Here is a 15,156-nt window from a genome sequence, read left to right on the forward strand (position 1 = left end):
GGGTTAGGGGGTGGGTTTGATTGTTATATGTGGGTACTTGGCGCGTAGTGTGTCTCGTTCGGTTGAGGTGAGTTTGCTGAGATAAAGGCTACCACCAATGGAGTGTGGGAGCGTGAGGCCTTCTGCGGAGGTGAGGCGGTCGAGGTAGAGGTCACCACCGATTGTATGTGGGAGGATGAGACCTTCTGCGGAGGTGAGATTGTCGAGACTGAGATATCCACCAATTGTGCGTGGGAGCGTGAGACCTTCTGCGGAGGTGAGGCGGTCGAGGTAAAGATTGCCACCGATTGTGTGTGGGAGTGTGAGACCTTCTGCGGAGGTGAGGTTCTCGAGGTTGAGGCCGCCATCGATTGTATGTGGGAGGATGAGACCTTCTGCGGAGGTGAGATTGTCGAGGTTAAGACTGCCACCGATTGTATGTGGGAGGATGAGACCTTTTGTGGAGGTGAGGTTGCCGAGGTCGAGATACCCACCAATTGAGTGTGGGAGTGTGAGACCTTCTGCGGAGGTGAGGTTCCTGAGGTAGAGGCCATACTTTTTGAGTACCACCATCATGGCAAGAGCTTTGTTGAGTTCGGGAGTTGGTCGTGTGGTGGAAAACCTAATCCACGATATGTGTTCCTGTGCAAATTCAAAGTTGGCTTCCTCACCCATCAAACCACGTATACGTGTTCCTGCTTCTGCTTCAATACGAGGGAGGGTGTGTTCTTCAAAGGTAACCGGTTCGTATGCGTAGGTGAGGTACTCTTGTTGGAGGTGTGTGGTGTTTTGTTGTGCTGTGCGTACCGCTTCGTGTGCATCGGGTGTTCCTTCGTGCATGAGGGTGTCCGCTGCCTGTCGCAGAGTAGCAACCGCGTCTTTCCACGTGTGGTACTTCATCATGAGTTCTGGGCAGGAGGTGGGCATGGGTTAGGGGGTGGGTTTGATTGTTATATGTGGGTACTTGGCGCGTAGTGTGTCTCGTTCGGTTGAGGTGAGTTTGCTGAGATAAAGGCTACCACCAATGGAGTGTGGGAGCGTGAGGCCTTCTGCGGAGGTGAGGCGGTCGAGGTAGAGGTCACCACCGATTGTATGTGGGAGGATGAGACCTTCTGCGGAGGTGAGACTTCCGAGGTCGAGGAAACCACCAATAGAGTGTGGAAGTGTCAGACCTTCTGCGGAGGTGAGGTTCTCGAGGTTGAGGCCGCCATCGATTGTATGTGGGAGGATGAGACCTTCTGCTGAGGTGAGATTGTCGAGACTGAGATATCCACCAATTGTGCGTGGGAGCGTGAGACCTTCTGCGGAGGTGAGGTTCTCGAGGTTGAGGCCGCCATCGATTGTATGTGGGAGGATGAGACCTTCTGCGGAGGTGAGATTGTCGAGGAAGAGGCCACCACCAATGGAGTGCGGAAGTGTGAGACCTTCTGCTGAGGTGAGGTCGCCGAGATTGAGATATCCGCCGATGGATTGTGGGAGGATGAGACCTTCTGCGGAGGTGAGACTCTCGAGGTCGAGGCCACACTTTTTGAGTACCACCATCATGGCAAGAGCTTTGTTGAGTTCGGGAGTTGGTTGTATGGTGGAAAACCCAATCCACGATATGTGTTCGTGTTCAAAACCAAACCTAACGTCCTTACCAATCAAACCACGTATACGTGTTCCTGCTTCTGCTTCAATACGAGGGAGGGCGTGTTCTTCAAAGGTAACCGGTTCGTATGCGTAGGTGAGGTACTCTTGTTGGAGGTGTGTGATGTTTTGTTGTGCTGTGCGTACCGCTTCGTGTGCATCGGGTGTTCCTTCGCGCATGAGGGTGTCCGCTGCCTGTCGCAGAGTAGCAACCGCGTCTTTCCACGCGTGGTACTTCATCATGAGTTCTGGGCAGGAGGTGGGCATAGGTTAGGGGGTGGGTTTGATTGTTATATGTGGGTACTTCGCGCGTAGTGTGTCTCGTTCTGCGGAGGTGAGGCTGCCGAGGTAGAGGTCACCACCGATTGTATGTGGGAGGATGAGACCTTCTGCTGAGGTGAGACTACTGAGGTCGAGGAAACCACCTATGGAATGTGGGGGGATGAGACCTTCTGCGGAGGTGAGACGGTTGAGGTAGAAATTGCCACCGATTGTATGTGGGAGTGTGAGACCTTCTGCGGAGGTGAGGTTGTTGAGGTAGAGATTACCACCAATGGAGTGTGGAAGTGTGAGACCTTCTGCGGAGGTGAGGTTGTTGAGGTAGAGATTACCACCAATGGAGTGTGGAAGTGTGAGACCTTCTGCGGAGGTGAGGTTCCAGAGGTCGAGGCCACACTTTTTGAGTACCACCATCATGGCAAGAGCTTTGTTGAGTTCGGGAGTTGGTTGTGTAGCGGAAAACCCAACCCGCGATATGTGTTCGTGTTCAAAACCAAACCTAACGTCCTTACCCATCAAACCACGTATACGTGTTCCTGCTTCTGCTTCAATACGAAAGAGGGTGTGTTCTTCAAAGGTAACCGGTTCGTATGCGTAGGTGAGGTACTCTTGTTGGAGGTGTGTGGTGTTTTGTTGTGCTGTGCGTACCGCTTCGTGTGCATCGGGTGTACCTTCGTGCATGAGGGTGTCCGCTGCCTGTCGCAGAGTAGCAACCGCGTCTTTCCACGCGTGGTACTTCATCATGAGTTCTGGGCAGGAGGTGGGCATGGGTTAGGAAATAGTAACGTGAAATATACATAGAGTATACCGTAGGAAACGCACCTATAGAAGTAGAAGTCGAACTTCTGTGATTTCGCTACATTTTTCTTTTTTCCTTTCCCCACATACCAGCTACCACATACTATCTCTATTTGACAGCAAGCAGTAGAAACAGTCCCATATACACACGCTCGACAATCCACTCCTCATTTTGAACGTAAGAACGTACAATGAGGAACATATGACCGCCCCGTTTGTACACCTTCATACACATTCGCACTACTCTCTTCTTTCTGCACTTCCAAAGATTAAGAAACTTGTTGCTCGGGCTGTTGAGTTGCAAATGCCCGCACTCGCACTTACTGATAATGGAAATATGTACGGTGCGATTGAATTTTACAAAGCGTGCCTTAAAGCTGAAATTAAACCAATTCTCGGTGTTGATTTTTATGTCGCCGCACGCACACGACATGACAAAGAACCGGGCATAGATGCTAAGCGCGATCGACTTGTACTTCTTGCAATGAATGACGTTGGATACAAAAATCTCATCAAACTGGTCACGTACTCACACACCGAAGGATTTTATTATCGCCCACGCGTTGATCGAGAACTTCTTCAAAAATACCACGAGGGACTCATTGCTATTTTGCCTATTTTTAACGGTCCACTTTCAAATGCACTACGTAATAACGATACCGAACGTCTGAACACCACTTTCTCTTTTTATCTTGAAACATTTGGAAAAGAAAATATTTATCTTGAAATTACACACCATCCCGATGTTGATGGACACGAGGCGTTGGTTCAAAAAGTAATTGCATTCGGAAAAGAAACAAACACACCACTCATCGCCAGCAACGATGTCCACTACCTTTCACCTGACGACATGATGGCACGCAAGACGCTCCTTTCTATTCAATCTGGTTCAGATTTCCGCGGAGGAGGATTCACATCATCTGAAGCAGACTTCTCATTCTTGTCACCAGATGAAATGCAGAAACTTTTTAAAGACACACCTGAAGCACTGGAAAATACTCTCAACATTGCCGACCGGTGTCACATCGACATTCCTCTGGGCTCTTGGATGTTTCCAAATCTCGCACTTCCTGAAGGGGCAACGTACGAAAGTGAGCTCCGTACACGTGTTGATGAAGGATTCACACGACGCGAGCTTACTAAAACACCTGAGATACAACAGCGATTGGACTTTGAGCTCGATACTATTATTTCAAAAGGATACGCTCCATACTTTCTCGTTGTAGGAGACCTACTTGCATATGCTCGTGAACACAAAATTTTGACCAACACTCGTGGTTCGGTTGCTGGATCACTCGTCTCATATGTCCTTGGTATCACAACTGTTAATCCACTTGAATACCAGCTCCCCTTCGAACGCTTTCTCAACCCTCTTCGTCCTTCACCTCCCGACATCGATCTAGATATTGCTGATAACAAACGCGACACCATGATTGCGTATGCTCGTGAAAAATACGGAGCAGATAATGTTGCACAAATTGGAACATTTGGAACGATGATGGCGCGTGGTGCGGTGCGTGACACTGCTCGTGCACTCGGCTTTGACTATGCTATTGGAGACCAAATTGCAAAGCTCATACCTATGGGTTCACAAGGATTTCCAATGAGTTTGGATCGTGCGATGAAAGATGAAAAAGATTTGAAAGCACTCTATGATCGAGATGAAGACGCCCAACGTATTATCGACATGGCAAAGAAAATTGAAGGATGTGCACGCCACATTTCCGTGCACGCTGCCGGCGTGGTCATCTCCCCTATTCCGCTCGTTGAGATTGTTCCAACACAATTTGATCCAAAAGGTGAAGGGAAACTCCTCACACAGTACGACATGCATGCCGTTGAAGATGTCGGGCTTCTCAAATTCGATTTCCTCGGACTCAAAAACCTCGCCATTCTCTCAGAGGCAATCCGTCGCGTACGAAAAATCTATGGCATTGAAATAGATGTCGAGACACTTCCTATAGATGACAAAGAAACGTACGACATGCTTGCACGTGGAGACACAATGGCGGTCTTTCAACTCAGCGGTCAAGCCATGACACAATTTCTCAAAGAACTTCGCCCATCAAATATCCACGACATCAACGCTATGGTGGCCCTCTATCGACCTGGTCCAATGAATAACATTCCAGAGTACATCGCACGCAAACATGGCAAAAAACCGGTCATCTACATGCATCCAAAAATGAAAAACTTCCTTGAACGTTCACACGGTATTCTTGTGTACCAGGACGACCTTATGTCCACAGCACTCGAACTTGCGGGGTACACGTGGGAGACCGTGGACAAATTCCGTAAAGCAATCGGAAAGAAGATTCCTGAAGAAATGGCAAAACAACACGTCATCTTCGTGGAAGGTTGTGTCAAAAACTCTGGAATGACAACAACACAAGCTGAAGATATGTGGAAACTTTTTGAACCATTCCAAGGATATGGATTCAATAAAGCACACGCTGCAAGTTACGGCCGACTTGCCTACCAAACAGCATACATGAAGGCACACTACCCAACAGCGTACATGGCAGCGGTGCTTTCGGCTGATGCGGGTGACGTTGAAAAAATTTCTGAGCTCATCGCAGGATGTGTTGCTATGGGTATTGAAGTGCTCCCTCCTGATATCAATGAAAGTTTTGGAGCATTTTCTGTCGTAACCAAAGATTTGACAACTGACGACACCGAAAAAATTCGATTTGGACTGTACTCAATTAAAAATCTTGGGGAAGGTATTTCAGATGTCATTATTGAAGAGCGAAAACAACATGGTCCGTACGAATCACTTGAAAATTTCCTTGATCGCATCCACGATCGCAACCTCAACAAAAAATCTCTTGAAGCACTTATTCAATCTGGTTCGCTCGACCGTTTTGGTGAACGCGGACACATGCTCGCAAATGTCAGTACCCTTCTCGCATTCAACAAAGAATCGTCCGCACGCGGAAAAGCACAAGACTCCCTCTTTGGCGGAGTGGAAAGCCCTTTTACATCACACATGCGCTTAGAAGATGCCCCTGCGGCAACACAGGCACAGAAACTTGCGTGGGAAAAAGCACTTCTTGGTTTGTACATTTCTGGTCATCCACTGGACGTACATAAAGCATTTTTAGAAAAAGTACCAACAAACGTAGAAAAAATAAAAACACTTCCCTCAGGTATGACATCCGTGATCTATGGCCTCGTCGAAGATGTTCGCCCTATCATGACCAAGAAAAATGAAAAAATGGCGTTCGTACACATTAGCGATTACACAGGAACACTTGAACTTGTTCTCTTTCCTAAAGTGTATGAAGAATATAAAAATCTACTCGTTGTCGGTAGTTGTGTGGGAGTTAAGGGGAAAATTTCTTTACGCAACGGTGAAATCAGCATGCTTGCCGACAAAGTAAAACCTCTTGGTGATGGACTAGGTACACCGCCTCCACTACAAAAAATCGCCGAATAGCCCTTGTGTCTTTGGTCTTGTAACGATACCATTACGAGTACTATGGAAAAACATACACCCGAGGAGCTCGCGCCCATGCGCCACACCCTTTCGCACCTTATGGCTGCAGCAGTTTTAGAAGTGCGCCCTGACGCAAAACCAACCCTTGGTCCCGCAATCGATAATGGTTTTTATTACGACTTTGACTTTCCTACCCCGATTGTCGACACTGACCTCAAAGAGATTCAGAAGCGAATGAAAAAGATGCTGTCATCGTGGAAAGAATTTACACACGAGGAGGTTTCGAAAGAACAGGCCTGGGAACAATTTGCAAACAATGAGTACAAGCAGGAGCTTATCAACGAAATCGTAGAGCGCGGTGAAAAAATTACACTCTACACGTGTGGTGGTTTTACCGATTTGTGTCGTGGAGGACATGTTGAACATCCATCTCAAGATATTGCTGCTGATGGTTTTAAAATTTCTCATCTCGCAGGTGCCTATTGGCGTGGAGACGAAAAGAACAAAATGCTCACACGTATTTATGGTCTTGCGTTTGCAACTAAAGAGGACCTCGACGCATACGAAACACAAATTGAAGAGGCAAAGAAGCGTGACCATAAAAAACTCGGTCGCGAGATGGATATTTTTGTCTTTTCAGACCTTGTTGGAAGCGGTCTTCCCCTCTGGACTCCAAAAGGAACAATGCTCCGCAATCTTCTCGATGACTATGTGTGGGAACTACGCAGCGCACGCGGATACGAACGAGTTGAAATTCCCCACATCACCAAAAAAGATCTCTATGAAAAATCTGGTCACTGGGCAAAGTTTCAAGATGAACTCTTCAAGATTACCACCCGTGAGGGACACCTCTTTGCGATGAAGCCGATGAATTGTCCGCACCACACGCAAATTTTTGACCGCAAACAGTGGAGCTACCGTGAGATGCCTCAACGATATGCAAACACAACTGCGTGCTACCGCGATGAACAATCAGGAGAACTCTCTGGCCTTTCGCGTGTTCGAAGTTTTTCACAAGATGATGCTCACGTATTCTGTCGTATGGAACAAGTGAAAGATGAGTTTCTTAAGGTATGGGATATTGTGCACGAATTCTACGGTACATTTGGTTTTCAACTTGTTGTTCGCCTCTCAACACACGATCCCGCACACCCAGACAAATACCTCGGTGATGAAGCGCGTTGGGCGGTGGCCGAAGGAATGCTTGCAGAAATTATAAAAGAAAAAGGTGTCACCGCGATTGATGGCCTTGGTGAAGCTGCCTTCTATGGTCCTAAATTGGACTTCATGGCACAAGACTCTTTGGGACGCGAGTGGCAGGTCGCCACAATTCAGTTGGATATGAACATGCCTGAAAGTTTTGACCTTTCATGCATCAATGAAAAAGGTGAAAAAGAACGTGTGGTAATGATTCACGCTGCAATCATGGGTTCTATTGAACGCTTTATGAGTATTATGATTGAACACACCGCTGGTTTGTTCCCTGTGTGGCTTTCCCCTACACAAGTCACTGTGATTCCTGTGTTAGAAAAGCACAACGCAAAGGCACGTGAAATCGCTAATGCACTCAAGACAGAGAAAGTGCGAGTATTGTGTGACGACAGCGACGAAATGCTTGGTAAAAAAATCCGCGCGTGGAAAGTTGAAAAAACTCCATATGCAATTGTGCTAGGTGACAAAGAAATAGAGAGCGGTGAACTCACTCTTGAAAAACGTTCTGGTGAAAAAGAAACTATTTCTCTCGAAGCTCTTATTGCAAAACTCAAAACAGAAATCTCTACCCGTGCTCTCTAAAATATCGAAATAAAAAAAGGGGGTTGAACCGCATGGTTCAACCCCCTTTTTGTAAAAACATCTGCTTACGACACTAACGCCGACCTTGCATCGCGCAAACGCTTGAGCTGTGTCCGTGCGAGCGCAATCTTCTCTTCCTGCGCCGCAATTGCCGTGTCGATTGCATTTGCAATGCCGGAGAGATCCACAGCAACCGACTCGAGAACCGTGGTGGGTGTCGGAGGAACTTCCACCGTCTCAGGAGCCGTGGGTGTCTGAGGAACTTCCACCAACATAGGAGAGAGTTTCCGGAGAAACACCTCTCCCTCTGGCGAAATCCGAAAACGCAGTGGCCGGTTTTCGGAGTTGCGCTCGACTTCGAGATAACCGTTTCGCGCAATAGCTCCGAGGGCTCGCCCGACGGAACGGTTGTCCACCCTAGGCATCACGTGTTCCTTGACGAGTTCCAGCGCCGAGGTTGAGGAGATCCATTCGCCGATGCCCACCTTCTCTTGGAAGAGAATGAGCACCAGCCCGAACTGATTGGGATCCTCACTGAAGCCACGAAGTGACTCGTGCGCAACGGGCGAGAGCCCTTGCATCTCAGCCTGCTCGCGAATGGTGACCGGCTGCGACAACACAACCGGAACAACGGGCGTCACTGGAATGGTCTCCGGAACAGGAATCGTCGCCTGTGGCGACTCGGAAACAACCTCAGGAGCCCAATTGCGCTTCTGCGCCGCTTCCAACGCCTTGTAGCAAGCAATGATGGAGTAGCCGTTAGGGACGACGAGTCCGCATTCGTGCGCTGAATCGTTGCTCCCCGGTTTCACGTACACAGCGATGCTCCCTCGTCGATCGTCATGACCGAGCACCTTGAACTCCGGCCGGTGCGTGGTCCCTTTGACTTTGGGTCCGAGACGAAGCGTCCACGTCTCCTCACGATCAGAGAGCGGGAATCCTGCAAATTGCAGGTACCGCTCAACGAGACTCTTAGTTCCCTTTGGGACATCCATTCCACGGCGTCCCGTATCAACTAACACGAACAGCATGTGTAACTCCTTTCTTTCTGTTAAAGAACTAGTTTTTTGAGACAGAAAACAGAACATCTCTGTCTCCAACTGCCAGCAAATTACACCAGAATTTACATGTTGTCAACACGAGTTATTGGAAACATTTCATCCACAACCCACTTTTTTTCACCTTCTTTACGAAAAAGGGTGATGTTATCAAACGGCACAACAAAATATGGTTTAGGAAGCGTATTCACGTACTTCCAAATTTTTTCTATTTTCTCTGGAGATACGTCATTGTCAGCAAGTGTTGCGTGGGGAACAAAATTCGGAAAATCTTCTTTTGGTAGTACTGCCATAATTTTTTGACGTATGTCTGCGATAGCGTCTTCGGTACTCTTTTCCATATCAACAGCAGCAAATACCACCCTATCTGCGAAGCGATCAAACCCAGAAAGCGTTAACGTTCCTGAAACAGAATATTTTTGTATCCACGCTCGCAATAAATCTTTTATTGGAGAAACGTCATCCATGTTAAAGGGCCGATACAATGTAATGTGAGAAGGAATGTACTCATGTATTTTCCACGTATCAAATTTTTCGGAAATATCCTTCGCAAGTGCTGTGTGCCATTTCCCCGCTTCTTCTTGAATTGCAAAACCAATAAAATACCTCATATTCCTGTACTAAACAAATCCTCTGGTAAATAGATAATTTCAATACCTAGACGTTGCGCTTGATCATGCTCCCAATTCGCACCACGAGATGTTTTCCAGTCAGGGAGAAAGTATAAGGTATCTACAAGTTTATTTTCAAAAATAGGCGAATAAAATTCTTCAAGTAATCGCATGGAATATGAAACATTCGGTTCTAGTTCTTTCTTTATTCGCTGCATCGGAACTTCAAACGGCATTTGATTAAACACCTCAACGTCATTTTGTAAAATATGTTCGAGTGCAACATCAAATCTTTTTAGGTTTGCTTCTACAGAACCAGCGCCACCTGTTGAAATAGGGCCACACATTTGTCCTCGCGGTCTTGGCATACGATCGAGTATGCGTTTGGCAATTGTAAAAAGTTCACCATACGATTGTGCAGTTTCCAGCGCATCTTTGTCCTCTTGTGTCCAGTATTCTTTCGACATAAGAACGATTGTATCACCTCATAAAACAACTCCAAAAAATTGGAACATTCCTTACTGTACTCTTGACAATAAGTAACCAAGGTATATTCTTCAGAGTATATTAGTTTGATTAATCCCTAAATCTTATGGACGGATTCTTTAGTGTCAATAATATAGTTTTTACAGTTATCGGATATCCAATGAGCTATATTGAGTTCTTTGGTACCCTCCTCAATATATGGTGCGTATATCTTGTAGCAAAAAATAAAACACTCAACTGGCCTGTTGGTATTGTGGCAACTATCCTTTTTGGATTTCTTTTCTTTCAAATTAATTTATATGCTGATTTTCTTGAACAAATCTATTTCCTCCTCACAGGTTTCTGGGGTTGGTGGGCGTGGAGTACGGGTAAAAAGAGCGCAAAAGAAGAGAAGCCCGTTCTCGCTCTTTCTTTCACATCTCGTCTGGGGTGGATACTTATCACGTTTGTCGGAACACTCATTTTAGGATATGTGGATGCCCATCTCAATGTATACTTTCCAAAAGTTTTTACAGAAGCAGCATCATTCCCTTACCTCGACTCGTTTACAACAATCATGAGTTTTGTAGCAACAATTTTACTTATACACAAAGAATTCGAGGCTTGGTATCTTTGGATTCTTGTGGATATTATTGGTATCTGGCTCTACTGGATAAAAGATGTTCACTTTGTATCTATTCTATATGTTATCTTCTTTATTCTTGCTGTAAACGGACTCACTACCTGGCGTAAACTTTACAAAAAACAACAATCGCTACAAAAAACCATATGATAAAAGGATTCATTATCGGAAAATTCTATCCGTTTCACCTTGGTCATATGTATTTGATTGATGTAGCGAGAGCAAATTGTGACCATTTGATTGTTTGGGTCTGTGAAAAAGCAGAACAAACAGTGCTTGGCCATGTTCGTGCCAACTGGATCAAAGAATTATATCCCGATGTTGAGGTACGACTCATACCTGACACACTTGCAGATGATGATACACAAGGGTGGGCAACATATACACTTCGTGTGCTTGGCGAAGCACCGGATATTGTTTTCACTTCAGAAGACTATGGTGAGCCGTACGCAAAACTCATGGGCTCACGGCATATAATTGTTGATAAACACCGGGTACACATTCCTATCTCTGGAACGAAAGTTCGTAATGATGCCATCGCAAATTGGGCCTACCTAGCACCTCCTGTACGAGCCCACTATGCAAAACGTGTCGTTGTGCTAGGTGCGGAATCAACAGGAACCACAACACTTTCAAAAGCACTTGCGGAACATTTTCAAACCACATGGGTACCTGAATATGGTCGGGAATACTGTTTACATCGTATAGAAGATCCTGATAAAAAATGGAGTACGGATGAATTTATTCATATCGCCTCAGAGCACTCGCGTCGTGAAGATGAGCTGGCCAGAAACGCATATGGAGTTTTGATTAGCGATACTGATGCGTTTGCTACATCAATATGGCACAAACGTTATATGGGATTTTATTCGCCGGAAGTGCAAAAAATTGCTAATAAAAGGAGGGTGGATTTATACATACTTACCGGAGACGAAATTCCTTTTGTGCAAGATGGCACTCGAGATGGTGAAAACATTCGTCACGAAATGCACATTTGGTTCATTGAAGAAATGAAACGGACAGGAAGAACATACGTCTTAGTACAAGGTACCCCCGAAGAAAGACTACAGCAGTCTATCAGTGCTATAGAAAAGATTTTAGTTTAACTATACAAAGTATATGACACCCAACTCACCACACGTTAAGTTTGCGATACTTGCATCTGACACAGCTATCTTTACCGTTCGAGATGGAGAACTACTTGTACGTCTCGTAAATGTTGATCGCCCTCCCCACTTTAAAAATATTCCCGGACTTCCTGGTGGTCTACTCACCCCAAAAGAAACAGCTGACGAAGCAGCACTTCGTCATATAGAGGAGAAGGCACACATCAAAGCAAGTAAACTATATATTGAACAACTATACACTTTTAGTGCTGTACACCGCGATCCACGAGGACGTGTCGTTGCTGTCGCACATACCGCACTGATCCCTTGGGAAAATCTCTCAGCAACAGAGCAAATGGATACCAATGGCGCACAGTGGGTATCTGTCTCGAGTGCACACAAACTTGCATATGACCACGATGAAGTTCTCACTGTTGCTGTAAATCGTCTACGATCACGTTCCACGTACACAACCATCGTCAGTAAACTCATGCCAGCAGAATTCACACTTTCAGAATTAGAAAAAACATACGAAAGTATTCTTAAAACCCAATTTGATAAACGAAACTTTCGTAAAAAAATTCTGAAACTGAAAATCCTCAAAGAACTTCCACACAAACGAACCGGTGTTGCGTTTCGTCCTGCAGCACTCTACACATTCGCGTCTCCTAAAGTTAAAGAGATCGAAATTCTCTAAACGTGTCTTTAAAAAGCCCCTACCAAAGGGCTTTTTAGTTATCCCCCATATTGATTTGCTAAGGTGCTTGACAGCCAGATACTTATTGTATAACATACACTTAGTACAGAGTTTTGAGGGCATATATTTTTTACCTTTACTTAGTGTAATGTATACAATATCTACCCTCTCAATTCGTAGCGTTCTTTGACAAGGAGAATACACAGACATGAGAAACACAACTGTTGGCGTCGTCGTCGCCAGGTTCCAGGTAGCGAAACTCCACAAGGGGCACACTTACCTCATCGACTACGTGAACTCGCGCTGCGACAACCTACTCATCATCCTCGGTACAGCTCGATCCTTCCCCACCAAGAAGAACCCCCTGTCCTTCGAGATGCGCCGGCTGATGATCGCGAACCGGTATCCAAACGCGATCATTGTCCCGCTTCGCGATACCAAACTCGACTCCCGTTGGAGTACCGAGCTGGACCTCGCCATCTCCTCTGCCCTTCCCGGTGGTGTTGATGGCCACACCGTCACACTGTACGGTTCCCGTGATTCCTTCATCGACTTCTACACCGGTGTGCATGCAACACACCTTGTCCCTCCTCTAGGAACGAGCAACGGTACGAAGAACCGTGAGCGTCTCGCGAACATCACCGACTCGGTGAAGTTTCGTGAAGGTGTCATCCACACGCAGATGAGCAGGCCGCCGGCCGTGTACCCCACGGTTGACATCGCCATCATCAAACGTGAGACCAATGAGGTCCTTCTCGGCGGTAAGAATGTGGACGGTGGCAAGCTTCGCTTCGTCGGCGGATTCGTTGACCCGAAGGATACCTCGTATGCAGTCGCTGCTAAGCGAGAAGTGTACGAAGAAACCACGGGCATCGAAATCGCCGATCTCAAGGAAGTTGGTTCCGCAAGAATCGACGACTGGAGGTATCGGGGCACCGGAGACAGCGTCATCACGACCTTCTTCACCGCTACGTACATCTTCGGTGCGCTTTGCGCCAGCGACGACCTCGATCGTCTTGTGTGGGTCCCTATCCCTCACGTGATAGAGTATCTCGTTCCGGAGCACGAGCCTCTCGGGCTCATGCTTCTCAAGCACTTCAACCAGACCCTGTGACAACAAGGAGAACGCCATGAACGCACACATCGAGCTCGGCAACACCGTCACTCGCACCGACAGCTACAAGGTCTCGCACCACCTGCAGTACCCTCCGAAGACCGAGATCCTCTTCTCCTTCTTCGAGAGCCGCGGGGGCGAGTTCCCCGGCGTGACCTTCTTCGGTCTCCAGTACATCCTCAAGCGGTATCTCGAGGGTGTCGTGGTCACCGAGCAAACGATCGCCAAGGCCCGTCGGCGCTTCGCCGCGCACTTCGGCTCCGACACGCTCTTCAACGAGAAGGGCTGGCGTAGGATCATCGATGTCCACGGCGGCAAGCTCCCCATCCGCATCAAGGCCGTTCCCGAAGGAACCACGGTTCCCACGAGCAACGTCCTGATGACCATCGAGAACACGGACCCCGAGCTGCCCTGGCTCACGAACTACATCGAGACCATCCTCACCCAGGTGTGGTACCCCTCGACCGTCGCGACCCAGAGCCGTGCGATGCGCAAGCTCGTCCTCTCGTTCCTCGAGAAGACCGGTGACCCCTCACTCGTCGACTTCAAGGTCCACGACTTCGGGTACCGCGGTTCGACGTCCAACGAGTCCGCTGGCATCGGCGGCGCTGCCCATCTCGTCTCCTTCAAGGGGACGGACACGATGGTAGCGCTCGACGTCATCGAGGACTTCTACGGCGAGGAGTGCGCGGGGTTTTCCATCCCCGCTGCGGAGCACTCCACGATCACGTCGTGGGGCAAGGAGCACGAGGTCGACGCCTACCGCAACATGCTGACCTCGTTCCCTTCCGGTCTCGTCGCCGTCGTCTCCGACAGCTACGACATCTACAACGCCTGCAGCCAGCTGTGGGGCAAGGAGCTCAAGGAAGCGGTCATCAATCGTGACGGTGTCCTCGTCGTTCGCCCCGACAGCGGCTATCCGCCCGACGTCGTGGTGAAGGTGCTCGACATCCTCGGCAACGCCTTCGGCTACAGCATCAACAGCAAGGGCTACAAGGTGCTCAATCCGAAGGTACGCGTCATCCAGGGCGACGGCATCGACTTCTCGATGCTGCGCCGGGTGCTCGAGGCGATGGAGCAGCACGGATGGTCGGCCGACAACGTCGCATTCGGTTCCGGTGGCGGCCTGCTGCAGAAGGTGAATCGCGACACCCTGCGCTTCGCCTTCAAGGCTTGCGCTGTCCGTATCGACGGCCTCTGGCACGACGACATCATGAAGGATCCCGTGACCGATCACTCCAAGCGTTCGAAGGCTGGACGTCTCGTCCTCGTCAAGGACGACAAGACGTACAAGACGATGCGCGAGGAAGAGGCGATGCGGTCGGGGCTCCCCAACGAGCTCGTCACGGTCTTCGAGAACGGTGAGCTCCTCAAGGAGTACACCTTCGCCGAGATTCGTGAACGTGCCCTCATCGGCTGACGTCGTCTCGATCCTCTCATCTGTTTTTCTTCTTTCGTTCTTTTTACCGCCATCACGTCGATGGCGGTTTCTTTTTATATATAAAATCTATAACGAGGAAGGCCGCTGTCTTACAACAGCGGCC

At 48.0% G+C, this 15,156-nt stretch carries 13 protein-coding genes; 7 read left to right on the forward strand and 6 right to left on the reverse strand.

Features of this window, described 5'->3' with window-relative positions:
- Nucleotides 1-3 precede the first annotated feature (3 nt).
- From IPJ70_01115 to IPJ70_01125, 3 genes are read right to left on the reverse strand one after another with little or no spacing between them, the layout of a single operon-like run.
- On the reverse strand, nucleotides 4-906 hold the full coding sequence (locus tag IPJ70_01115) for a hypothetical protein (protein ID QQR82698.1): 903 nt from the start codon (nucleotides 904-906) through the stop codon (nucleotides 4-6).
- A gap of 3 nt (nucleotides 907-909) precedes the next feature.
- Entirely contained in the window at nucleotides 910-1,875 is a 966-nt protein-coding gene (locus tag IPJ70_01120) for a hypothetical protein (GenBank protein ID QQR82699.1), read from the reverse strand.
- 3 nt (nucleotides 1,876-1,878) lie between these two features.
- Nucleotides 1,879-2,655 carry a hypothetical protein gene (locus tag IPJ70_01125; protein QQR82700.1) on the reverse strand — a complete coding sequence of 259 codons (777 nt, stop codon included), beginning with the start codon at nucleotides 2,653-2,655 and terminating at the stop codon, nucleotides 1,879-1,881.
- Between the two features lie 232 nt (nucleotides 2,656-2,887).
- On the opposite strand from IPJ70_01125, the gene dnaE reads away from it, so the two are divergent.
- On the forward strand, nucleotides 2,888-6,124 hold the full coding sequence (dnaE, locus tag IPJ70_01130; protein QQR82701.1) for a DNA polymerase III subunit alpha: 3,237 nt from the start codon (nucleotides 2,888-2,890) through the stop codon (nucleotides 6,122-6,124).
- 42 nt (nucleotides 6,125-6,166) lie between these two features.
- Nucleotides 6,167-7,918, forward strand: a complete 1,752-nt coding sequence (locus IPJ70_01135) for a threonine--tRNA ligase (protein QQR82702.1) — start codon at nucleotides 6,167-6,169, stop codon at nucleotides 7,916-7,918.
- A gap of 65 nt (nucleotides 7,919-7,983) precedes the next feature.
- Here the strand turns inward: IPJ70_01135 and IPJ70_01140 are convergent, their stop codons facing one another.
- From IPJ70_01140 to IPJ70_01150, 3 genes are read right to left on the reverse strand one after another with little or no spacing between them, the layout of a single operon-like run.
- Entirely contained in the window at nucleotides 7,984-9,006 is a 1,023-nt protein-coding gene (locus IPJ70_01140; GenBank protein QQR82703.1) for a hypothetical protein, read from the reverse strand.
- A 35-nt stretch (nucleotides 9,007-9,041) separates the two neighbouring features.
- Nucleotides 9,042-9,587, reverse strand: a complete 546-nt coding sequence (locus IPJ70_01145; GenBank protein ID QQR82704.1) for a 2'-5' RNA ligase family protein — start codon at nucleotides 9,585-9,587, stop codon at nucleotides 9,042-9,044.
- On the reverse strand, nucleotides 9,584-10,054 hold the full coding sequence (locus IPJ70_01150; GenBank protein ID QQR82705.1) for a DUF4406 domain-containing protein: 471 nt from the start codon (nucleotides 10,052-10,054) through the stop codon (nucleotides 9,584-9,586). The genes IPJ70_01145 and IPJ70_01150 overlap by 4 nt, the downstream gene beginning before the upstream one ends.
- A gap of 125 nt (nucleotides 10,055-10,179) precedes the next feature.
- Between IPJ70_01150 and IPJ70_01155 the strand changes: the two genes are divergently transcribed.
- From IPJ70_01155 to IPJ70_01175, 5 genes are all read left to right on the forward strand, one after another.
- On the forward strand, nucleotides 10,180-10,845 hold the full coding sequence (locus tag IPJ70_01155) for a nicotinamide mononucleotide transporter (GenBank protein ID QQR82706.1): 666 nt from the start codon (nucleotides 10,180-10,182) through the stop codon (nucleotides 10,843-10,845).
- Complete coding sequence (locus IPJ70_01160) at nucleotides 10,842-11,801, forward strand: AAA family ATPase (GenBank protein ID QQR82707.1); 960 nt, start codon at nucleotides 10,842-10,844, stop codon at nucleotides 11,799-11,801. The genes IPJ70_01155 and IPJ70_01160 overlap by 4 nt, the downstream gene beginning before the upstream one ends.
- Nucleotides 11,802-11,814: 13 nt before the next feature.
- On the forward strand, nucleotides 11,815-12,498 hold the full coding sequence (locus IPJ70_01165; protein QQR82708.1) for an NUDIX hydrolase: 684 nt from the start codon (nucleotides 11,815-11,817) through the stop codon (nucleotides 12,496-12,498).
- Nucleotides 12,499-12,706: 208 nt separating this feature from the next.
- Nucleotides 12,707-13,612: an NUDIX domain-containing protein gene (locus tag IPJ70_01170; GenBank protein QQR82709.1), complete on the forward strand. Its 906-nt coding sequence runs from the start codon at nucleotides 12,707-12,709 to the stop codon at nucleotides 13,610-13,612.
- Between the two features lie 16 nt (nucleotides 13,613-13,628).
- Nucleotides 13,629-15,032 carry a nicotinate phosphoribosyltransferase gene (locus IPJ70_01175; GenBank protein ID QQR82710.1) on the forward strand — a complete coding sequence of 468 codons (1,404 nt, stop codon included), beginning with the start codon at nucleotides 13,629-13,631 and terminating at the stop codon, nucleotides 15,030-15,032.
- The last annotated feature ends 124 nt before the right edge of the window (nucleotides 15,033-15,156 follow it).

The organism is Candidatus Campbellbacteria bacterium, from assembly GCA_016699465.1.
GTDB lineage: Bacteria > Patescibacteriota > Minisyncoccia > Phycocordibacterales > EsbW-18 > EsbW-18.